17 protein-coding genes and 1 pseudogene are annotated in these 21,691 nt (G+C 37.8%); 10 read left to right on the top strand and 8 right to left on the bottom strand.

The genetic code is table 11. From position 1 onward, the window contains the following. Nucleotides 1–73: 73 nt before the first annotated feature. The 3 genes from ACH3O9_RS06035 to ACH3O9_RS06025 all read right to left on the bottom strand — a co-directional run bounded on the left by ACH3O9_RS06035 (nucleotide 74) and on the right by ACH3O9_RS06025 (nucleotide 3,475). Nucleotides 74–1,687 (bottom strand): DUF1501 domain-containing protein, encoded by a 1,614-nt coding sequence (locus tag ACH3O9_RS06035; protein WP_416445289.1) that lies wholly within the window; start codon nucleotides 1,685–1,687, stop codon nucleotides 74–76. 7 nt (nucleotides 1,688–1,694) lie between these two features. Next, the gene (locus ACH3O9_RS06030; RefSeq protein ID WP_416445287.1) at nucleotides 1,695–3,170 is read right to left on the bottom strand and encodes a DUF1800 domain-containing protein; all 1,476 of its coding nucleotides are present in this window, start codon (nucleotides 3,168–3,170) and stop codon (nucleotides 1,695–1,697) included. 137 nt (nucleotides 3,171–3,307) lie between these two features. Continuing rightward, nucleotides 3,308–3,475: a hypothetical protein gene (locus ACH3O9_RS06025; RefSeq protein ID WP_416445285.1), complete on the bottom strand. Its 168-nt coding sequence runs from the start codon at nucleotides 3,473–3,475 to the stop codon at nucleotides 3,308–3,310. A gap of 167 nt (nucleotides 3,476–3,642) precedes the next feature. Here ACH3O9_RS06025 and ACH3O9_RS06020 point away from each other — a divergent pair, with 167 nt between their 5' ends. After that, nucleotides 3,643–4,539 carry a S66 peptidase family protein gene (locus ACH3O9_RS06020; RefSeq protein ID WP_416445283.1) on the top strand — a complete coding sequence of 299 codons (897 nt, stop codon included), beginning with the start codon at nucleotides 3,643–3,645 and terminating at the stop codon, nucleotides 4,537–4,539. 16 nt (nucleotides 4,540–4,555) lie between these two features. Next, nucleotides 4,556–4,912 (top strand): YraN family protein, encoded by a 357-nt coding sequence (locus tag ACH3O9_RS06015; protein ID WP_416445281.1) that lies wholly within the window; start codon nucleotides 4,556–4,558, stop codon nucleotides 4,910–4,912. 70 nt (nucleotides 4,913–4,982) lie between these two features. Here ACH3O9_RS06015 and ACH3O9_RS06010 read toward each other — a convergent pair whose 3' ends face one another. The 3 genes from ACH3O9_RS06010 to mfd all read right to left on the bottom strand — a co-directional run bounded on the left by ACH3O9_RS06010 (nucleotide 4,983) and on the right by mfd (nucleotide 12,248). Then, nucleotides 4,983–6,689 carry a DUF1501 domain-containing protein gene (locus ACH3O9_RS06010; RefSeq protein WP_416445279.1) on the bottom strand — a complete coding sequence of 569 codons (1,707 nt, stop codon included), beginning with the start codon at nucleotides 6,687–6,689 and terminating at the stop codon, nucleotides 4,983–4,985. A gap of 7 nt (nucleotides 6,690–6,696) precedes the next feature. Continuing rightward, complete coding sequence (locus ACH3O9_RS06005; protein WP_416445277.1) at nucleotides 6,697–8,166, bottom strand: DUF1800 domain-containing protein; 1,470 nt, start codon at nucleotides 8,164–8,166, stop codon at nucleotides 6,697–6,699. 680 nt (nucleotides 8,167–8,846) lie between these two features. Beyond that, nucleotides 8,847–12,248 carry a transcription-repair coupling factor gene (gene mfd, locus ACH3O9_RS06000; RefSeq protein WP_416445275.1) on the bottom strand — a complete coding sequence of 1,134 codons (3,402 nt, stop codon included), beginning with the start codon at nucleotides 12,246–12,248 and terminating at the stop codon, nucleotides 8,847–8,849. A 143-nt stretch (nucleotides 12,249–12,391) separates the two neighbouring features. On the opposite strand from mfd, the gene ACH3O9_RS05995 reads away from it, so the two are divergent. Both ACH3O9_RS05995 and ACH3O9_RS05990 read left to right on the top strand, forming a co-directional pair. Continuing rightward, a complete protein-coding gene (locus ACH3O9_RS05995) occupies nucleotides 12,392–13,177 on the top strand; it encodes an SDR family NAD(P)-dependent oxidoreductase (protein ID WP_416445273.1) in 786 nt (261 codons plus the stop codon). Nucleotide 13,178: 1 nt separating this feature from the next. Further along, a complete protein-coding gene (locus tag ACH3O9_RS05990) occupies nucleotides 13,179–14,531 on the top strand; it encodes a dihydrolipoyl dehydrogenase family protein (RefSeq protein ID WP_416445271.1) in 1,353 nt (450 codons plus the stop codon). Between the two features lie 130 nt (nucleotides 14,532–14,661). Here ACH3O9_RS05990 and ACH3O9_RS05985 read toward each other — a convergent pair whose 3' ends face one another. Then, nucleotides 14,662–15,639: an acyl transferase gene (locus ACH3O9_RS05985; RefSeq protein WP_416445269.1), complete on the bottom strand. Its 978-nt coding sequence runs from the start codon at nucleotides 15,637–15,639 to the stop codon at nucleotides 14,662–14,664. A gap of 162 nt (nucleotides 15,640–15,801) precedes the next feature. Here ACH3O9_RS05985 and ACH3O9_RS05980 point away from each other — a divergent pair, with 162 nt between their 5' ends. Continuing rightward, nucleotides 15,802–16,485 (top strand): response regulator transcription factor, encoded by a 684-nt coding sequence (locus ACH3O9_RS05980; protein ID WP_416445267.1) that lies wholly within the window; start codon nucleotides 15,802–15,804, stop codon nucleotides 16,483–16,485. Further along, a complete protein-coding gene (locus ACH3O9_RS05975; protein WP_416445265.1) occupies nucleotides 16,485–17,570 on the top strand; it encodes a sensor histidine kinase in 1,086 nt (361 codons plus the stop codon). Before ACH3O9_RS05980 ends, ACH3O9_RS05975 begins: the two co-directional genes overlap by 1 nt. Before the next feature lie 39 nt (nucleotides 17,571–17,609). Here the strand turns inward: ACH3O9_RS05975 and ACH3O9_RS05970 are convergent. Further along, a pseudogene (locus ACH3O9_RS05970) lies at nucleotides 17,610–17,978 on the bottom strand (glycosyltransferase); the annotation flags it as partial. 820 nt (nucleotides 17,979–18,798) lie between these two features. Between ACH3O9_RS05970 and trmB the strand changes: the two are divergent. The 4 genes from trmB to ACH3O9_RS05950 all read left to right on the top strand — a co-directional run bounded on the left by trmB (nucleotide 18,799) and on the right by ACH3O9_RS05950 (nucleotide 21,690). After that, entirely contained in the window at nucleotides 18,799–19,473 is a 675-nt protein-coding gene (gene trmB, locus ACH3O9_RS05965) for a tRNA (guanosine(46)-N7)-methyltransferase TrmB (protein WP_416445263.1), read from the top strand. Nucleotides 19,474–19,477: 4 nt separating this feature from the next. Further along, nucleotides 19,478–20,107 (top strand): LysE family translocator, encoded by a 630-nt coding sequence (locus ACH3O9_RS05960; protein ID WP_416445261.1) that lies wholly within the window; start codon nucleotides 19,478–19,480, stop codon nucleotides 20,105–20,107. A gap of 2 nt (nucleotides 20,108–20,109) precedes the next feature. Continuing rightward, a complete protein-coding gene (locus tag ACH3O9_RS05955; protein WP_416445259.1) occupies nucleotides 20,110–20,445 on the top strand; it encodes an MGMT family protein in 336 nt (111 codons plus the stop codon). A 111-nt stretch (nucleotides 20,446–20,556) separates the two neighbouring features. Continuing rightward, nucleotides 20,557–21,690 (top strand): P-loop NTPase, encoded by a 1,134-nt coding sequence (locus tag ACH3O9_RS05950; RefSeq protein ID WP_416445257.1) that lies wholly within the window; start codon nucleotides 20,557–20,559, stop codon nucleotides 21,688–21,690. Nucleotide 21,691: the final 1 nt, after the last annotated feature.

Below are 21,691 nucleotides of genomic sequence, written 5' to 3'. Positions count from 1 at the left end.
GCTAATTAAATATTAAGCTAAAAAAGCCCTCTGTAGTAGAGGGCTTTCAATTTTAGAAATAACTAATTTAAGACTAGTTGATCATAACCAGTTTACTGTATCTCTTACCACCAGTTTGTATGGTGTACAGATATTCACCCGGCATTACGGTAGATTTAATATTCTCTTTTATACTCACTTTATGACGTCCTTCATAATTAAGGTTATTAGCGATAGTGCCAATGTGCTGACCCACCATATTGTATAGTTGAATACTAACTTTCGCAGCAGCGTTAAGATTATACTCTATAAATGTATCACGACCACTATATGTAGGCACGTGTGAAAAATCGTCTGTATACGATGAAAAATCGGTAGTAGAAAGTGAGTTTGTACTGAAACCTAAAGATTGTGTTTCATAAGGGCCAGCAGGGAAAAGACCATCTACAAGATTACTATCTATACTTAACCAGTCTTTTAAAACTGTAGAATATAGTGACCTAAAATCTAAATTATATTTTAAGTTGCCTAATTCGTCAATATCATTAAGATCTGGATGCTCACTTATAAAACCATTGCCTTCTAAGCCAGGGCCAAATATCATGGTAGACGAAGCAGCACCATGGTCTGTCCCTTTTGATCCGTTTTCTTCTATACGTCTACCAAATTCTGAGAAGGTCATTGCTAATACACGTTTGTCATCGCCAGACGCTTCCAGATCATCGTAGAAATTTTTCACACCGTCAGATAGTTCCTGCATCAATGATTTATGACGATTAGTTTGATCTGCGTGCGTATCAAAACCGTCCATAGTAACTAAGAATATTTTTGTGCCAATACCACCTTTTATCATTCGTGCCAGAATAGAAAGTTGTTTGGCAAAATTATCTGTACCGTATTCTACCGCATTTGTACTTGCTTCATGCGCTTCATTGATAACTTTAGCATAAGTCATCGTACTGTTTATGAGTCCGCGCATAAAACCTAGTTGCTTGCCATAAGTAGTCCCGGGAAGATTTTGTGTGTCGTGTAGACTTCCTGTTGTAGCGATACTTTCTAACTGTTTGGGATCTGAAACAGTAAAAGCATAGTTTGTATCTTCACCATTAAAGATTAAATTACCCACACTGCCTATTTGTATTGCAGCAGGATCTTTAGGCGGAGTAACCAGATAATCTGGATATTTATTTTGGAAATATTTACCGAAAACGCCTATTTCATCAGAAAGATCGTTATCTCCGGTTGCCCATATATCTGCACCGCTAAAGTGAGACATATTGTACTCATTATATCCTACTCCATGAGCAATTTTCATTTTGCCATCGCCCCAAAGCGACTTAAAAGAGTTAAGAGATGTATCTATACCAAAATCATTAGAAAGTTTGTATAGTTTATTCTCAGGAATGCGCAGAGTAGGTCTTTTTTGTGCGTAAATATCATAATCGTATAAAGGCACAATGGTGTTGAGACCATCGTTACCACCTTTAAGCCTTATAAGTAGTAAAATTTTATCGCTATCGCTGTCTGCCAAAGCCATATTTAGTGGAGAAGCGTTAGCAGCAGTTAGGTTTGAGCCACCTAGCATCATTGTTCCTGTACCTGCAAGACCAAGCATTTGTAAAAATGTACGTCTGTTCCATTTATCGTGCTCCTGAGTATGTTCTACCTCAAGCTTGCGATTGTTGAAATGTGAGTGATTGTTGCACATAATAGTTTTATTTAAGTTGAAATTCGGGTATTGTGAAAAGATGGCGTAGTAAATAGAGTATTTGAAGCTCTGCGTTGTTCCAGTCTAAACTCCATTTTCCCTGCTCATAATAATTAGCTGGAACTTGCCATTTTAATACAGTTTCAGCGATGTCATAATCTGATTCTGTTGTTAATGGTTTGCTTATAAAATAATCGACGAGTGTCCTTGAAATGTATTTTGGGTCACTACTATTATTAGTTAGATTTTTTGCAAAATCTACTAATTGTCCTTGTCTAAATTCTCGTATTTTTAGAACAGAAGTATCTAATGTTTGCCATCTAAAACCTATTGTACTTCCATTTATCCATGATTCATTCCGCTGCCAACCCGACACATCCGTAGGTTTAAAAATTCTTTGTCCTAATTGGGTAGTAATATGATGAATGAAATTATACATGTCTCCTATTGATCTGTCATTTTGATCTATTTTATAATCAAGAGAGATCTCATTTAAAAAGCCACATATTAAATCATAAGGGCTTTTAATTATTGTGCCTTGAACTTTTTCCTCAAAGAAATGTTCACTTCTAAAAAGTAATTGAAGCATAGGAGCAATTTCATAATCATTATCGAAGAAAACATCTGCCATAGCTTGAACAACCTGTTTGTCAACATCAGGAGAAACAAAATATTTGTATAATTTCTCTGCAATATATTTAGAAATTAACCTCCCTTTCTTTTGAAAAAGGATTGTAATTACATTCTTATAATTCCAATTATTAGTTTGACCAAAAATTGTTTTGTGAGAATTATCAAAAGTATTGGGGTCAAACATGATCTCACCACCCGCAGTATCCCTGCGCGTATAGCCAGTTAATGCTTTAGCTATTTCGGTTATATCATATTGTGTATAACCATTATTTACACCTAATGTGAAAAGCTCAAGCAATTCACGAGCATAATTTTCATTGGGTTTATTTTTTGTATTTTCGAACCCGTTTAGAAAAATTAACATGGCTGGTGATAAACCTATTTCCTCCACAAAAGTTCTAAAATTTCCTATTGCATGGGTTTGGAGCAAATTCCAGTATTGAAACATGTAAGGAGCATGCTCGTAAGTGTCTACATCTGTTACAAAATGGTTCATCCAGAAAAGAGATAGTCTTCCTTTAAGCCCTTTTTTTAAGGTAGTTTCAATAGTATCTCTTCTGATTTCATATTTGCAAAGAGAATTGTCACTATGATAGTCATCAAAATCTTTATTGGCCCAATGACTCCACTCTGGAACACTTGGATTTGGCATATGAATAGCCTCATCAATTAATTCATGGATTAACTGATTTGGGTTCTTATAAAGTGCAACATTTATTGTTGCATTGGAAGCACCAAAACCTAAGCGACGATACACGTGCTTAACTTTATCTTCGTTCCAAGGATTGCTTGCAGTAGGAGAATAGGTGACCATAGGGGCTATAGCACCTGCATAAGTAGTTGTAGACATAATTAAGTAGATTTGGGGTTACTTAATGATCTTAATAAGAAAATTAAATTGGGAAGAGAACTTATAAATTGCCTTATATTAGTAGTTAAAGTACTAACTAATGAGGAATGCAGTTTACAAGAACCTTTCTTTGGGAATTAGTTTTTACTAATTAAACAGAATTTGAGGTTAGCACTTGATTTGTTTATCCATCTAATGAGAGGATAAAAGCTGTCCTGATTTTGAGATAAACCTGTAGGTATAAGATTATCTAACTGCAGAAGAGCATCGTTTTTTGCGGCGTAGGTATCCGTAGAAATTTTCATAAGGGGTGCGTTAGGGAACGCTGAAATTAATTTTAACATAATTAAGTAGATTAGGGGTTACTTAAATGTATTTTATTACTTGTTAGGGACTTGCAAGGTATGCATTCTCTTTTAACAGGAATCATGAATTTTAGTTTTTTTTTAACCAGAAATGTTAAATTTTGTTAATGATTAAGCCAAACAACCTAAAAGAGGGTGATAAAGTCGGTATTTTAAGTACGGCTCGTAAGATAAAACTTACAGAAATTCAATTTGGAATTGATTTTTTAATCGCATTAAAACTAGAGCCTGTTATAGGCCATACCATTGGCATGGAAGATGATCAATATGCCGGCAGTGATTATCAACGTCAGGATGATCTTCAAAGAATGTTTAATGATCCTTCTATTAAAGGCGTCTGGTGTGCCAGAGGAGGTTATGGTACAGTGCGAATTATAGATAATATAGATTTTTATAAATTCGTTAAAAACCCAAAATGGTTAATGGGGTATTCAGATGTTACCGTTCTGCACAGTCATATACATAAATTGGGAGTTCAAACACTTCATTCTATAATGCCTTATGATCTGAATAACAATACAGAAGCGGCTAAAAACTCTTTCGTCAACGCGATTTTTGGAAAAAAGATAAATTATAGCATAGATAAATCTCCACTTAACAGGTTAGGTGAAGGTACGGGAGAGGTTGTTGGGGGTAATATTTCAATTTTGTATTCACTATGTGGTAGTTCTTCTGCGATTACTACAGAGGGTAAAATATTATTTATAGAAGACCTTGATGAATATTTATACCATGTAGACCGTATGATGGTGAATCTAAAAAGGAATCCCATGCTGAAGAATTTAAAAGGACTTATTGTTGGCGGACTAACAAAAATGCATGACAATACAGTTCCTTTCGGCAAAAATGCTCAGGAAATTATACTTGATGCTGTTAAGGGTTATGATTATCCAGTTTGCTTTGATTTTCCTGCAGGGCATCTCGAGGATAACAGAACTTTAATTCTGGGAGCTGTGGCTACGCTCAAAGTTACACCTCAAAATGTTGAGCTTGATTTTCAATAATTAGGGAAGTTTTTATATGGATCATAATGAACTTGGCAAATGGGGTGAAGAATATGCTGTAAATTATCTATTGAAGAACGATTATGAAGTTTTAGAGCGCAATTGGTTTTATGACAGAGCCGAAGTTGATATAATTGCAAGAAAAGCAAATGAATTAGTTATTGTTGAGGTCAAAACTAGAAACTCTAATTTTTTTGGTGACCCTCAGGATTTTGTAAGCAAAGCTAAAATTAAGCTCCTTGTAAAAGCTGCTAATGAGTATATAATCTCCCATGATCTTGATGTTGAGGCACGCTTTGATGTTATTGCGGTTTTAAAAAATAAAAACCATGAAAGTCTTGACCACTTTAAAAACGCTTTCTATCATTTCTGAAAAATATATATTATAAATAAGCTAAAAAACCCCCTTAAAAAGGAGGTTTTACTAGTCAAAAAGCTGCTTTTTATTTTATCATTAAAATTTTACTATATCGCTTATCTCCAGTTTTAATAGTATAAATATATTCACCAGGACCCGTCTGGGAGTTTACTCTACTTTTGACATCTATTTTATGGCTGCCGCCAAATGTTACTTCATCTACAATTGTAGATATTTTTTGTCCTACTAAATTATAAAGTTCTATTCTTATTCTAGCTGTACTATTAAGGGTAAATTCAATAAATGTATCTGACCCTCTATATGTAGGTGTATGAGTAAAACCATTTTCAAAAGCAAATTCATCTTCAACAGCAAGATTATTTTCTTTTCCTGTAAAGGTGTCACTTTTTGTCGAAGTTGAATTTAATGATTTACTACTTACACTATTGTTTGAATAAGATTTTGTGCTGTTGCAAGTGAGGCCTAATGGCGTGGCCAGAACATATCTTTCTGGAAACAATGTATCAACAAGATAAGGGTTTATACATAACCAATCTTTTAGTAGTGCAGAATAAAGATTTCTAAAATTAGTAGTGTATTTTAGATTTCCCTTATCGTCGGTTTTGTTTAGATCTGGGTGTTTGCCTATAAAACCACTGCCTTCAAGACCTGGTCCAAACAACATAGACGTAGAAGCTGCTCCATGATCTGTGCCTTTGGAGCCATTTTCTTCTGGTCTTCTCCCGAATTCCGAAATAGTTAGAGTCAATACCTTTTTATCGTCTCCAGTCATTTTAAGGTCATCGTAAAAGTTTTTCATCCCATTTGATAAGTCAGTCATAAGTTTTTTATGGATGTCAACCTGATTGGCATGGGTGTCAAAACCATCTATTGTTACAAAGAAAATCTTGGTTTTTAGCCCCCCTTTTATGATTCTGGCGATTATAGCTAATTGTTTAGCAAAATTGTCATTGCCATAGTTAACTTGATTTCTGCTTGATGAGTAAGACTTGTGGATAACCTTTGCATAGGTCATAGTGCTATTCATAAGACCTCTTACATATCCCAATTTCCTTCCATAAGTTGAATTCGGTAAGTTTTTTACATCGTACATGTCACCCATTGAGGCTATGTTCTGAAGTTGGTTAGCATCTGTGGCGGTGAAAGCAAAATTAGTGTCTACTCCTTCAAACATTAAATCACCAACACTACCTATTTGAATAGCAGGTGGGTTTTTAGGCTGATTTATCAAATAATCTGGATATTCTTTATCAAAATAGCGTCCTAAAAACCCACTATTAGCTTTAATTGCCATCCCAGTTGAATAATTATCAGAACCATCAAAATGAGACATTGTATAGTCAGCATATCCTACTCCATGCGCTATCTGCATTTTACCATCTCCCCATAAAGACTGGAATGATTTTAGGGAAGAATCCATACCAAAATCACCTGATAGCTTATAAAGTTTATTTTCTTTTATGCGTATTGTAGGGCGTTTTTTAGCATATACATCATAATCATACAAGGGTACTATAGTATTTAAACCATCATTTCCACCTTTTAAACGTACAAGTAATAGTATTTTATCGCTTTCACTATTACTTATTGCATCGACTAGAGGGGAAGGGGATGCGGTGGTTAAATTAGAACCACCCAACATCATTGTCCCTGTTCCTGCAAGACCCAGCATTTGCATAAAAGATCGTCTATTCCATTTTTCATGTTGGGCGTCATGTTTTACTTTGAAGCTATGATTACTTAGGTGTGATTTATTATTAGAATTACACATAGGTTTGTTATTTAAGTTGGAATTCGGGTATTGTCAATAAGTGTTTAAAAAGCATTAGAACCTGATATTCTGCAGAGTTCCAGTAAAGACTCCATTTGCCACGTGTGTAGTAATTTTCAGGTACTTGCCACCTTAAGACAACCTCTGCAGTTTTATAATCTTGTTGGCTTAAAGGTTTACTTACAAAATGGTCAAGAAAAGTTTTAGCTATATAATACGTGTCACTACTGTTATTAGTTATGTTTTTTACAAAGTCTAATAATTGATTCTTTTGGTATGCACGCAATCTCATGACCAAGTCATCTATGCTTTTCATCCTATATATGATTGAACTCCCTGTTAGCCAAGATTCATCTCGCTGCCAACCTTTTTGGTCTATCGGTTTGTAAATTCTTTGTCCTAAACCTGTAGTGACATAATGTATATAATTGTAAGTTTCCATTACAGATTTATCATTGTGATCGACCTTGTAATTAAAGTTACCCTCCGTTAGAAAAGAGCAAAGCAGATCATACGGACTCTTAATAATAGTACCTATAACACTGTCATCGAAGAAATGTTCGCTACGAAATAACTGCTCGAGCATAGGAGCAATTTCATAGTTGCTTTCAAAGAAGACATCGGCCATGGCCTGAACTACTTTTTTGTCAACTTCCGGGCAAACAAAGTATTTATATAATTTCTCAGCTATGAATTTAGCAATATGCCTCCCTTTTTTCTGAAAGAGAATTGTAATAACATTGCCGTAGTTCCATTTATTGACTTGTCCAAACAAATTTTTATTAGTATTATCAAAATCGTTTGGATCAAACTCAACGTCGGCGCCTATTGAATCAACATGTGTATAACCTGTTAAGGCCCTCGCTGTTTCTTTTATATCAAATTGTGTGCAACCATGATTAGCTCCCAGCGTAAAAAGCTCATATAGTTCTCGGGCATAATTCTCATTGGGTTTATTTTTTGTATTATAAAAACCATCAAGGTAATAAAGCATTGCCGGTGTTTTCCCAATATCTCGTACAAAGTCCTCAAAGTTTCCTATAGAATGTTTTTGAAGAATATTCCAATATTGATACATATAAGGAGCATGTTTATAAGTATCAATATCAGTTACAAAATGATTCATCCAGAAAAGAGCAAGTCGGCCTTTTAGACCGTCTTTCATAAAATGCTCTATTGTTTTTCTTCTTAAATCGTATCTGTAGGTACTACTATCATTCCAATAGTTATTAAAATCTTTATTAGCCCAATGAGCCCATTTAGGTGCAGGAGTGTTGGGTTTATTAATAGCATCTTTTACAAACTGCGAAGCGAGAGTTTTGGGATCCTTTTGTAAGGCTATATTTATTACTGATTGCGGAGCACCACATGCTAGTCTTCTATAAAAGTGTTTGGCTCTGTATTCATTCCAAGGGCGTGCGGAGGATGGATTGTATTCTGACAGTGCCGGTTTTGTGATGGGTGAAGTTATCGTCATAGCTTATTTCCCTTATAAATTTGATTATGGAGTATGCCGAATTTTAAATTAGGCGTTTTAAAAATTAAATTTTGAAATAGTTTATTTGACACAACAGGCGAATGTTAATTTTTTTTGAATCAATTTGTTAAATGATCACTCGAGTTTTGATAGAACCTAGGAAGGTCTCTCATATCCTGAAGAAAATTTGAAAATTTGATTATAGGTGAATGAATCGGCTGTTGAAAGAAGCAGCAGTTATTATTCCAAATTGTCAAAAAAATGAGAATTATAAGTCTGTATATGAGTTGTTTGAAGGTCGAAAATAGCGGTTTCTTTGCTATTTCCAGAAGTGAGTATATGTGCTTTCATAGGGTAGCTTGATTTTGAGAATTATCTGGATTTGTTAGTTTAATATTCTATGTTATTTGTTCAAGTGGCATGAGATAACCGTACCATTTTTTACGAATTCCATAACAAATAAGCTATGTCCTTTGTTAAGGAGGTGTTAAGGTTAATTTTAATGTGTAAGCAATCGGTTGTGGGGTGTAGATGAAGTGTGGAATCCCCATAGAAAGTGTAGAATTTTTCTACAACTTGAAGAATATAGATGAAATATGGAATTTTTTATTTGAAAATAGGACTTCTTTCGCTTTAAGCGAAAAAATAAACAACTGAAAATTCCTGATTTTTAGCCTTATTTAGCGATTTTCGACCTCTACAGCGACTTTTTGCTCTTTTTTCAAAGGGGCTAAAACTTTTAAGGCTTTATCTACAGATGTTATCCCGGGTACGCTAAGCAATAAGCGCAGGCCGCTTCGGGTTTGTTTTTCTTTTAAGGTGACCCGATGAGAATGGGTTTGTACAAATTGTAGCACGCGAGAAAATCCCGGACTTTGATAAAATTTAGACTGCTGGTCGGCAATAAAGAAACCGAGAAGCTTACCTTTCTTCATGGTGACTTTCTCAATACCCGAATGCGTTGCGATCCATTTAATGCGTACCGAATTGAGCAGATCAACTGCCTGGGTGGGCAATTCGCCAAAGCGATCGACAAGCCGAGTTTCAAAAGCCTCTAGTTCTTCTTCGGTTTTAAGGTTGTTGAGTTCAGTATAGAGGTTTAGCCGCTCAGTAATACTGTTGATATAATCATCCGGAAACAGTAGGGAGAAATCGGTATCGATCACCGTTTCCTTCACATATTCTTTGTCTTCGGCATTATTTTGATCGGCATACAGCTCGGCAAACTCATTTTCTTTCAATTCATCAATAGCCTCATTGAGTATTTTTTGATAGGTATCAAAACCTATTTCATTGATAAAACCACTCTGTTCTCCGCCCAGCAGATCTCCTGCTCCCCGAATCTCCAGATCTTTCATCGCAATATTAAAACCACTACCTAAGGTAGAAAATTGTTCTAGTGCGGTCATACGTTTGCGCGCCTCTTCGGTCATCGCCGAATAGGGCGGTGTGATAAAGTAACAGAACGCTTTTTTATTGCTTCTACCTACGCGCCCACGCATCTGGTGCAGGTCTGAAAGTCCGAAATTATTCGCGTTATTGATAAAAATCGTGTTTGCATTGGGTACATCAAGTCCGCTTTCTATAATCGTGGTCGAGACGAGCACATCAAAATCTCCGTCCATAAAGCGCAACATCAGGTCCTCTAGTTTTTTCCCTTCCATTTGCCCGTGACCTACGCCTACTTTTGCGTCGGGAACCAGGCGTTGTATCATTCCGGCGACTTCCTTAATATTCTCGATACGGTTATGGATGAAAAATACTTGTCCGCCGCGTTGTATTTCATACGAAATGGCATCCCGTATACTTTCTTCCGAAAGGCGAATGACATGTGTTTCTATAGGATAGCGATTGGGCGGCGGCGTGGTGATGGTACTCAGATCACGAGCAGCCATCAAACTGAATTGCAGCGTACGCGGGATAGGCGTAGCGGTGAGGGTAAGTGTATCTACATTCTCGCTAATGGTTTTCAACTTGTCTTTTACGGCAACGCCAAATTTTTGTTCTTCATCTACTACCAGCAGCCCCAAGTCTTTAAATTTTACATTTTTACTGGTCAGCTGGTGTGTGCCAATGATGATATCTACTTTCCCGGCTTCCAGATCGGCCAGGGTTTCCCGTTTTTCTTTCGCGGTGCGAAAACGGTTTAAATAATCAACCCGGATGGGAAAATCCTTCAGTCGTTCTTCAAAAGTTTTATGGTGCTGAAAAGCCAAAATTGTCGTGGGCACAAGCACGGCAACCTGTTTGCCATTGTCTACCGCTTTAAAAGCAGCCCGTATAGCGACTTCGGTTTTCCCGAAACCTACATCCCCACAAACCAAGCGATCCATCGGGCGCTCGTTTTCCATATCGGCTTTTACCGCTTCGGTAGCGCTGCTTTGGTCTGGCGTATCTTCGTAGATAAAGCTGGCTTCCAGCTCATGTTGCATATGGCTATCCGGACCAAAAGCATATCCTTTTTGCAACCTCCTTTTCGCGTAAAGCTTGATCAGGTTAAAAGCGATTTCCTTGACTTTGGTCTTGGTTTTCTGCTTCAGTTTTTTCCAGGCGTTACTGCCCAGCTTAAAGATTTGTGGCGGTTTTCCGTCTTTGCCGTTATATTTGGTGATCTTATGCAGGGAGTGAATGCTCAAATACAGCACATCCCGTTCCCCGTAGATCAATTTTATGGCTTCCTGTTTTTTACCTTCTACATCTATTTTCTGCAGTCCGCCAAATTTCCCGATTCCGTGATCGATATGCGTTACATAATCGCCTACCTGTAGGCTTGTCAATTCCTTTAAGGTGATGGCCTGTTTCTTGGCATAACCATTTTTAAGGGTGAACTTGTGATAGCGCTCAAAAATTTGGTGATCGGTATAACACGCGATTTTCAAGTCGTCATCTATAAACCCCTGATAAAGCGAAAGCGTAACCGTTTCATATTGCTTGACATCCAGTTCGGCATCGTCAAAAATCTGGTGAAAGCGTTTGGCCTGCTGTTCACTTACACAGGCAATATAATTTTTATAGCCGGCCTCCTGATTTTCATTCAAATCTTTGATCAAAAGATCAAATTGCTTATTAAAAGAAGGTTGAGGGCGGGTATTAAACTTAACGGCAATGGCGTCTTTACTAGCCTTGGCCGGTTTAAGCCCTTGTAAATTGTCATTTATAGTAACCAGCTTAAAATCGAGTAATTGCCTGCGTATCATTTTGGCGCTGCAAAACAATTCTTCGGGGGCAATGTGCTTAATGTCTTTAGAAAGTTGGGCAAAAGCCTCTTCCGCTTTCGCGAAATTAGCATCAACCCGGGCCGAAAGTTGCTCGATATTTTTGGTGAAAACCACCGTTTCTGAAGCGATGTATTTAAAAAAGCTTTCGCGGGTTTCTTCCAGCTGCTTATTTTCTACATTGGGCATTACCGATATTTTTTTTACCGGCCCGGTAGAAAGTTGGGTTTCTACATCAAAGGTGCGGATGCTGTCTACCTCATCGCCAAAAAACTCGATGCGATACGGCTCATCATGCGAAAAAGAAAACACATCAATAATCCCCCCTCGCACTGAAAATTCACCCGGTTCTGACACAAAATCGACCCGCTTAAATTTATATTCAAAGAGCATTTCGTTTACAAAATCGAGCGAAAGCTTATCGTTTATTTTTACTTTAAGTGTACTGCGTTCCAGCTCTTTTCGGGTAACCACCTGCTCAAAAAGTGCATCGGGATAGGTGACAATCAATGCCGGTTTCTTACGCGAATTAATGCGATTTAGCACTTCTGCCCGCAATAAGATATTGGCGTTATCAATCTCTTCAATCTGGTAAGGCCTGCGGTAACTCCCTGGGAAAAACAACACGTTTTCCTCCTTGAGCAGTTGCTCGAGATCATTAAGATAATAGGCGGCTTCTTCCTTATCATTCAGGATAAGGAGAAAAGGTTTGCCTGTTTGTTTAAAACTTTCGGCCAGCGTGAAGGATAAAGAAGAACCCACAAGGCCGTTTAACGTGATACGATTTTGGGAACCGGATATAGCTTCCCCTAGTTTTTGCAGTTGCAAAGACGTTTCAAAATGCGAATTGATGACGGTCTTACCCATTGCGGCAAAGATAATACGTTCTGTTTTGCTTTCGCGAAAGCTAAATAAGTTTTATCATTTTACTAACACTCTGCCCTTGTTGCCTTGCCTAATTTTAAACAAAATGCACATTATGCATTTCTAAAATTACAAATCGATAAAAAATGGACTACCAACTCAAAAATAAACGGGCTTTTGTTTCCGGCTCTACTAAGGGAATAGGATTTGCAATTGCAAAAACATTAGCAGATGAAGGGGCAGAAGTTGTTATTAATGGCCGCAGTCAGGATTCGGTAGATGATGCATTAGCTAAGTTAAAAAACGGTGAAAATGAGGCAAAAATCAGCGGAATTACCTGCGATTTTAGCAAAACCGAAGAAATAGAAAACCTGCTCAAAAAACTAGGCCACATAGATATTCTTGTCAATAATGTGGGTATTTTTAAACAACAAGATTTTGCTGATATTCCTGATGAAGACTGGCTCCACTTTTATGAAGTAAACGTGATGAGCGGGGTGCGACTTTCGCGGGCATTATTGCCACATATGCTGGAGCAGGATTGGGGCCGCATTATTTTTATAAGCAGCGAGAGTGCGATCAATATTCCTAAAGAAATGATTCATTACGGAATGTCAAAAACTGCACAATTAGCGGTTTCGCGAGGCATCGCAGAATTGACCAAAGGCACCCATGTTACCGTAAATAGTGTATTGCCCGGTCCTACTTTATCTGAAGGCGTAAAAGAAATGGCCAATATCTCTGATGCAGCAAGCAAAGCAAAAGCCGAAGAACATTTCTTTAATGAAGCCCGTCCTACTTCAATCATCCAGCGATTTATCGAGCCACAGGAAGTCGCCAATTTAGTAGCTTATGTTGCGAGTCCGTTGTCTGCAGCAACAAACGGCGCAGCTTTACGCGTAGATGGTGGTGTAGCAAAAATAATACTGTAATATGGCGATCGAAGAATTTGATGTTTTTGTAATAGGAACCGGAACCGCCGGTAAAAAAGTAGCTTACGCTTGCGCGAAAGCTGGCTGGAGTGTCGCCATTGCAGACAATAGAGAATATGGCGGCACCTGCGCCAATCGCGGTTGCGATCCTAAAAAAGTGCTGGTGGGAATCACCGAAGTGCTGGAAAGAAGCCGCGACCTGAAAGGTAAAGGCATTATAGATACACCAGAAGCCAACTGGCAGGATTTGATGGAGTTTAAAAAAACATTTACAGACGCAGTGCCTTTCGCCACCGAGCGAGATCTGGAAGAAGCCGGAATAAAAATGTATCATCAGTCGCCTAAATTTCTGGATGAAAACACGCTTTCTGTAGAAGGAAAAACGATAAAAGCTAAGAAGATCGTGATCGCGACGGGGATGAAACCTTTGGAATTAAAAATCACGGGACGCGAATTTGCTTTGCATAGCGATGATTTTTTAAACCTGCCCAAACTGCCTAAAACGATGATTTTTATAGGTGCGGGTTATATTGGGATGGAATTTGCCCATATCGCCGCCCGCTGCGGCGTAGAGGTTACGGTAATTGATACCGAAGCACAGATCCTTTCTAATTTTGATGCAAATCTTGCCAATTACTTGCAGGAAAATTCAGAAGGGCTTGGCATTAAATTTATCCTGAATGCCCGCGTAAATGAAATAGAAAAGCTGCGTAAAAACTTTCGCGTAAGCGCAGAGCAGGACGGCAAAACGGTAGAAGTAAAAGCCGAATTGGTCTTTAATACGGCGGGTCGCGTACCGTCTATCGATATGCTCGATCTGAAAAAGGGAAATGTGTCTTTTTCGAAAAAAGGAATTTCGGTAAACAGCTATTTGCAAAATACATCCAACCCCAATGTGTATGCTTGCGGTGATGTTTCTGACAGCGGAAGTTTACCGCTTACCCCGCTTTCTTCACAAGAGGGACGCATCGTTTCAGAGAATATTTTAAATGGAAATAAAACAGAAATAGATTTCCCGCCTATGCCATCTGTGGTTTTTACACAGCCGCAATTGGCTTCGGTAGGATTAAATGAAGAGGAAGCGCGTGAAAAAGGCTATGATTTTAAGGTCAATGAAGCCAACGTTCCGCATTGGTACAATTCTAAGCGGATGAACCAAAATTGCTATGCCTACAAAACCCTTATCGACAAAAAAACAAATCTGGTGCTGGGAGCGCATTTGTTAAGCTGGGATGCTGCCGAAACGATCAATATGTTTGTCATGGCGATGTGCGGTAAACTGGATTGTGAGACTTTAAAAGGAATGATTTTTACGTATCCCAGTTGGGGCGCAGACATAAAATCTATGGTCTAAAAAATAAAAACCCGATGCGTTTAAACATCGGGTCTTTTAAACTAACTAACCAAATTAATTTTTGAAAATTTCAAAATCCATTATGAAAAATCTTCAATAGGGTAGTCGTATATTATTAAAAAATCTTACACTATAAAACCATAAGATTACAACCGCGTATATCTGCCTGATCAAACCTGCCTAAAACCTCAAAATGAGAAGAGTCTATCTCTTTCCCTAGATCCTGAGTTGCAATAAACGGGCATGAATTTATGTTTGCCAGATCAATAACATTTATGCCGCCGGTTTTATTTTTAGGCAGCGCACTTAAAGCATCTTCTGTATCTCTAATCAATATGCGCATCCACGGCGGAGTTGTGAAAATGCCGCCACCCGTAGAATAGCCCTGAGAGAGTAATTCTGTCATCCCGTATTCACTATGAATGTGGCTTACGCCAAAACCTTTTTGTAAGATCTCATGCAATTCTTCTCGTACCAATTCTTTGCGGCGACCCTTCATCCCGCCGGTTTCCATTACGATGGTGTTTTTCAGGTTAAAGTTGAAATTCTCAACCAGATCGAGCAAGGCAAAAGAAACACCTATGAGAAGCACTTTTTCACCAGATTTATCGAGGTTTTTTAGTTTTTCGCTTAAAGCGAAAAGGTCTTTAAGATAAAAGCCGCTGTCTGGTTTTTTGCTGTCTTTTATCAACCGATCTACCATATAAATGAGAGAAGAACCGCTGCGCTCGAGATAGGAAGGCAGCAAAGCAAGCACCGTGTAATCTTCTATATTACCATAATGGTGTTTAAAACCTGCTAGAAAACTTTGCTCATAAAGAGAGACATCTGTCACATAATGAGAGCTGGTCTGGCTGCCTGTAGTTCCACTGCTGGTAAAGATAACTTCTGCGCGTTCCTGAGAAGCAATTATATGATGAGATTTAAAGAATTGAATGGGTAAAAAAGGTATGTTTTTAACCGATTTTACCGTGTTTAAGTCGGTTTTTATAAGTCGGCAAAAATCTGCATACACCTTATTGTATTTAATTTGATGAGCAAAAGCCTGCAGTGCGATTTGCTCAAATTGCTTTTCGTTTTTTATGTTGAAAATTTCGCTGTTATTCATGGTGCTAAAAACGGGGCAAAGTTATTCAAAATTAGCCTGAAAGCACATCAATTACTCTGCCTCTTTTAAAGCGGCAGATTATTTAAACGTTATGAATAAGACCGTCTAATGTGAACGTGCAATTAAATAGTATATTTACGTCTAGATTAAATTAGCACTATAATGAAGAAAAAGGACATCAAGATTCTTTTAGTTGATGACGAACCAGATATTCTTGAGATAGTGGGATATAATCTCACCAACGAGGGATACCAGATTTTTACCGCAGAGAATGGTAAAGAAGCTGTAAAAATGGCAAAGAAAAGTCAGCCACATCTCATAATTATGGATGTAATGATGCCTGAGATGGATGGGATTGAGGCTTGCGAAATTATACGTAAGAATCCTGATCATGCAGAGACCATTATCGCTTTTCTTACTGCCCGTGGTGAAGATTATTCTCAGGTTGCAGGCTACGATGCCGGTGCAGATGATTATATCACTAAGCCTATAAAACCCAAAGTTCTTGTAAGTAAGGTGAAAGCATTACTGCGACGCCTTAAAGAAGATGCAGATAAAGATGCTACCGTTAAGATAGGAGATCTTATTATTAACAGGGAAGAATACAAGATCATAAAAGATAAGAAAGAGATGGTACTGCCTCGTAAAGAGTTTGAACTACTTTCTTTGCTTGCTTCAAAACCCGGAAAGGTATTTAAAAGAGAAGATATTCTTGATAAAGTGTGGGGCAACGAAGTTGTTGTAGGTGGCCGCACAATAGATGTGCATATACGTAAGTTAAGAGAAAAAATAGGAGATAAGAAATTTAAAACCATCAAAGGAGTAGGTTATAAATTTGTAGTATAATGTCTACCAGTTTTAAGAAATCTTATCGGTTTGCAACATATTCTTCTTTATATATAACCTTGTTTATAACGCTCTTGTTGAGCGTTTTTTTGTACTCTCAGGGCGCTTTTAAGTGGTATTTTCCCGTTATTTTAGGGGTCTCCTGCTTTGTTTTTTGCTTTGCTATTTTACAAATACGAGTAGAGCGATTCATTTATAAACGAGTAAAAAAGATCTATGATGATGTCTCTTTGTTAGATTCTACTACCTTGAGACGGGGACAAATCACTACAGATATGTCTACCCTTACAAAAGAAGTAGAGCGCTTTGCTGCCAGCAAAAAGCTGGAGATAGAATCTCTTAAAATACGTGAAGAATATAGAAAAGAATTTATGGGGAATGTTGCCCATGAATTAAAAACTCCTCTTTTTACAGTACAGGGTTACATACTTACGCTTCTAGACGGAGCGATGAAAGATAAAAGTGTTAGGAAAAAATATCTCCAGAGAGCAGAAAAAGCGGTAGAACGGCTTATTTATCTGGTTAGTGATCTGGACATGATCTCAAAACTTGAAGTGGGTGATCTTAACTTGCGCTATGAGTATTTTGATATTGTAAGCCTTGTAGAAAATACGTTTGAGTTGCTTGAGATGAAAGCTGCTAAAAAGAACATCACACTTACTTTTGATACCATTTACAAAGATCCCATTTACGTGAATGCAGACAGGGAGCGCATACAGCAGCTGCTTACAAATTTGATCGTAAACTCCTTAAAGTACGGTAAACAGGATGGCACCACAGAAGTATCAATAGAAAATCTAATTCAGAATAAGGTTATTGTACGAGTTACCGATAACGGTGAGGGAATTTCTTCAGAACACATCCCACGTTTATTTGAGCGTTTTTATCGCGTTGATAAGAGTGGTTCAAGAAGAGAAGGAGGTTCAGGACTTGGTCTCTCTATCGTTAAGCACATTATTGAAGCGCATGACGAAAAGATTTATGTAGAAAGTGATTTTGGAGTTGGATCTGAGTTTTCGTTCACCCTCGAAAAGGCCGAAGAGCTTCCCGAAACTGCCCTCGTTAACGATGACCTTATTGGCTAGACTTTCAAATCCTTTATAGACTTTTACCTTACTTAGATCTTTGAGTTTAAATTTTTCCTGCGTGTTGTAAGGTATAAGTCCTTTTTTCATCAAACGTTTAGCCAGATACTCCTGTTCGGTTTGTCCTGGTGTGGGTATAAAAAAAGCTTTTTTGCCTAACTTCACGAGATCCATAATTGTAGTATATCCAGATCTGCTTATAACAAGTGCGCTGCTGTTAATGGCTGTATTAAGATCTTGAGAATTCATAAAATTATAGATCTTAATGTGATTTTTTGTTTCACTTTTCTGCTCTTCTTCAACTACGCCTCGCACAAAGAGTACCTGGCCCCGATAATGTTTTAATTCGTGTAGCAGAATCTCTTCCAGATCGCTGCGTTGAGGTTCTGGTCCAGACAGAAGAACCATCACATCATAACGCTGTTGTTTTTCTATTTTTTCTAATCGCGATAAAGGCCCTATATATTTGACGGGGATTTCAAAGTGTTCCGGGTGACCTAATTTTCCGCTTAGGTTAATTTTTCCATCTAAGTCTGGTACCCAGCATTCATCAAATCGTTTTATGTACCTTCTATGGATAGCAGAGGTAAGCTTTGTTGTATTTCCGCTTAAAACCTGCAATTGATGTGTGATGAAAACAGTAGGTATTTTATCATGGTAAAGCCCAAGTCTGTTATCTGAGATAACCCCGTCAATTTTTTGCTCCTTGACCAGGTTTTTAAGTATAAATCGCTCCTGATTTATAGCACGCATAACTTTAGGGCTGCGCAAAAGCATCTTCCACTTAAAATTACTGCCTTTTCTGGCATATTCTATTTGGTAAGAAGGCAAAACAATGGTTTGCTCTGCAGGAAATTCTTTCATCAATAAAGCAAGCGCAGGGCCATCAGAACCTATAATGACATCAAAGCCTTCTGCTTTTAGAGCATGAATTATGGGCACGCATCGTGTAGCATGACCGAGACCCCAATTAAGAGGTGCAACTAAGATAGTCTTATTCTTTTGCATTAATGCAAATATGAAACACTAATAAATTTTGAAAGTTTCCTTAATTTTAATAAAATATTAAAATTGATGTATCAAAACGAGATATTTGCAATTTAAAGGTGATAATTAACCCTGTAATTTAAAATTATCGTGAAGTGCATCTCTATTCATACCGCATCTTTCATATAAATTTTTTACTCTTGCAGGAGTTTAGCAATATTTTTTTAACAGAATAGTACAGTTGGGAAGTAAGAACAAATTAAAACGCTTTCGCGAAAACGAAACCTTTGCCAATGTAATTCAGCCTACCCGGGAAGAATTAGTTGATGGTGCTTTTGACCTAAAAGGTAAATGGAGTGAGCAATTCTTTAAAAATTCAAATCCGTTAGTTTTAGAATTAGGATGCGGTAAAGGAGAGTATACAGTAGCTCTTGCAAAACAAAATCCTGATAAGAATTTTATAGGCATAGATATAAAAGGTGCTCGCTTCTGGCGAGGAGCAAAAACAGCAATTGAAGACGGATTATCTAATGTGGCATTTATAAGAACACAGATAGAACTTGTAGATCTTGTTTTTGCAGCTGGTGAGGTTTCAGAGATATGGATAACTTTTCCTGATCCTCAAATAAAATTTCAGCGCACCAAGCATAGAATGACCAATAGCGAGTTTCTTCAGAAATATAAAAAGATTCTAAATGCAGAAGGCTTTATGCACCTAAAAACCGATAGCGAGTTTATGCATGGTTATACGCTGGGATTGTTGCATGGTGAAGGTCATGAGGTTTTGTATGCACATCATGACGTTTATAAGAATTATTATTCACCGCAGGAGGTTATTGGTATACAGACATTTTATGAAAAACAGTACCTTGAGGAGAATAAGAAAATAACATATATAAAGTTTAAGATAAAATAGAGTTTTGATAGAGACCGTCAAGCTTTTTGCCATTACATATGTTGCTGCTTTTGCCGGGGTTGTTCCGCCGGGACTGGTCAATATGACGGTTGCCAAAACATGTCTTAATCAGGGTAAAAAAAGCGGAATTCTGGTTGCTGTGGGAGCTGCGTTTATTGCTCTTATACAAGCCCTAATCGCTCTTATGCTTGCAAAATATATCTTCAACAATCCTTATGTGCAGAATATCCTTTTACGCACGGGCGTTGTGGTTTTTATCTTATTAGGCGTTTACTTTTTTCTTTCAGCAAAAAAACATAAAGTAAGACCTACCCGCATCCCTAAGCATGCCGGGGTGCGCAGTTTAGGCAAAGGTGTTTTTATTTCCGCATTAAATATTTTACCTATACCTTATTTTTGTACTATTGGCGCTGCCCTTAATATAGGCGGTGCTGTTTCCTATCATTTTTTTGCAGTTGCAGCCTTTATGTTAGCAGCTTCTTTAGGTACATTTTCTGCTTTATACCTTTATATTATTGGTTTTAATAAGATAGAAAAGCGGTCTGCAAATCTGTCTAAATACAGCAACTATTTTATGGCTTGCCTTATGCTGGTACTTGTGATACTTACACTTATACGCATGTATTATTCTTAAACGTGGCAGCAGAGAAAGACTTCTTCAAAAGAGTTTACGAGGTAGCAAGCCAGATACCTTATGGCAGAGCGACCTCTTACGGTGCGATCGCCAGATATTTGGGCGCTGCAGGTAGCGCGAGAATGGTGGGGTGGGCGTTAAATAAATCTGGAAATATGCCAGATGTTCCTGCGCATAGGGTGCTTAATAGAAAAGGTATTTTAACGGGAAAACATCATTTTGAAGGGACTAATCTTATGCAGCAGTTGCTCGAGAGTGAAGGTTTTGTAGTTAAAAACAACGAGGTTATTGATTTTAAGGAAAAATTCTGGGACCCACTTGAGGAAATGGGTCGTTAAACCCAATCAACACAAACAATCTGCAGATCAATCATTTCAATTTTGAGCCTTCCGTTTCTTAAGTTTTCACCTTATATTTGCATTTTAGAATCAATCTAATTAAGTAGTAACGTGAAGTTAGAGAAGAACGAAATATTAAAGTCTTTAGAGACAATATCAGCCCCGGGCGAAGGAAAAAATCTTGTAGAAAGTGGCGCTGTAACAAATGTGGTAACTTTTGGGGATGAGGTGATTGTAGATGTGACTATAAACAACCCCAGTTTACAGGCAAAAAAGAAAATCGAGGTTGAGATCATGAAAGCTATTCATGCTGAAGTGCATCAAAAGGCTCAGGTAAAAGTTAACGTTCGCGTTGATGCACCAGAGAAACCTAAGAATGAAATAAAGGGTAATCCTATTCCCGGTATTCAAAATATTATAGCTGTAGCGTCAGGAAAAGGCGGTGTAGGTAAATCTACAATCACTGCAAACATGGCTGTTACACTGGCAAAAATGGGTTTTAAAGTGGGAGTGCTCGATGCAGATATTTACGGGCCATCAATACCCATTATGTTTGATGTAGAGAATGAGCGACCACTATCTGTAAAAATAGACGGTAAAGCAAAGATGAAACCTGTAGAAAATTATGGTGTAAAGATTCTGTCTATAGGCTTTTTTACCAGACCAGATCAGGCAGTTGTATGGCGTGGACCTATGGCGTCAAAGGCGCTTAATCAAATGATTTTTGATGCTGCATGGGGAGAATTAGATTTTCTTTTAATAGATCTTCCTCCGGGCACAGGTGATATTCATTTGAGTATTATGCAGGCAATGCCGGTTACTGGCGCGGTGGTAGTAAGTACACCTCAAAATGTGGCTCTCGCTGATGCGAAAAAAGGCGTTGCTATGTTTCAGCAGGAAAGTATTAACGTTCCTGTTTTGGGAATAGTTGAGAATATGGCTTACTTTACACCAGAAGAACTACCTGAAAATAAATATTATATCTTCGGCAAAGATGGAGCAAAACATCTGGCAGAAGATCTGGGAGTTAGGTTATTGGGTCAGGTGCCTTTAGTACAAGGCATAAGAGAAGCGGGAGATGTAGGTCGCCCGGCAGCTTTACAAACTGCAACTGCCTTAGAAACTGCATTTGAAGATATAACCAGAAATGCCGTAGAAGAACTCGTGAGACGTAATGATGACCTGCCTCCTACAGAAGCGATCAAGATTACAACCATGGCTGGTTGTTCTGCAATAAAAAAATAGA

This window comes from Leeuwenhoekiella sp. A16, assembly GCF_047946675.1.
Taxonomy (GTDB): domain Bacteria; phylum Bacteroidota; class Bacteroidia; order Flavobacteriales; family Flavobacteriaceae; genus Leeuwenhoekiella.
This window is presented reverse-complemented; position numbering and strand designations above follow the sequence as displayed.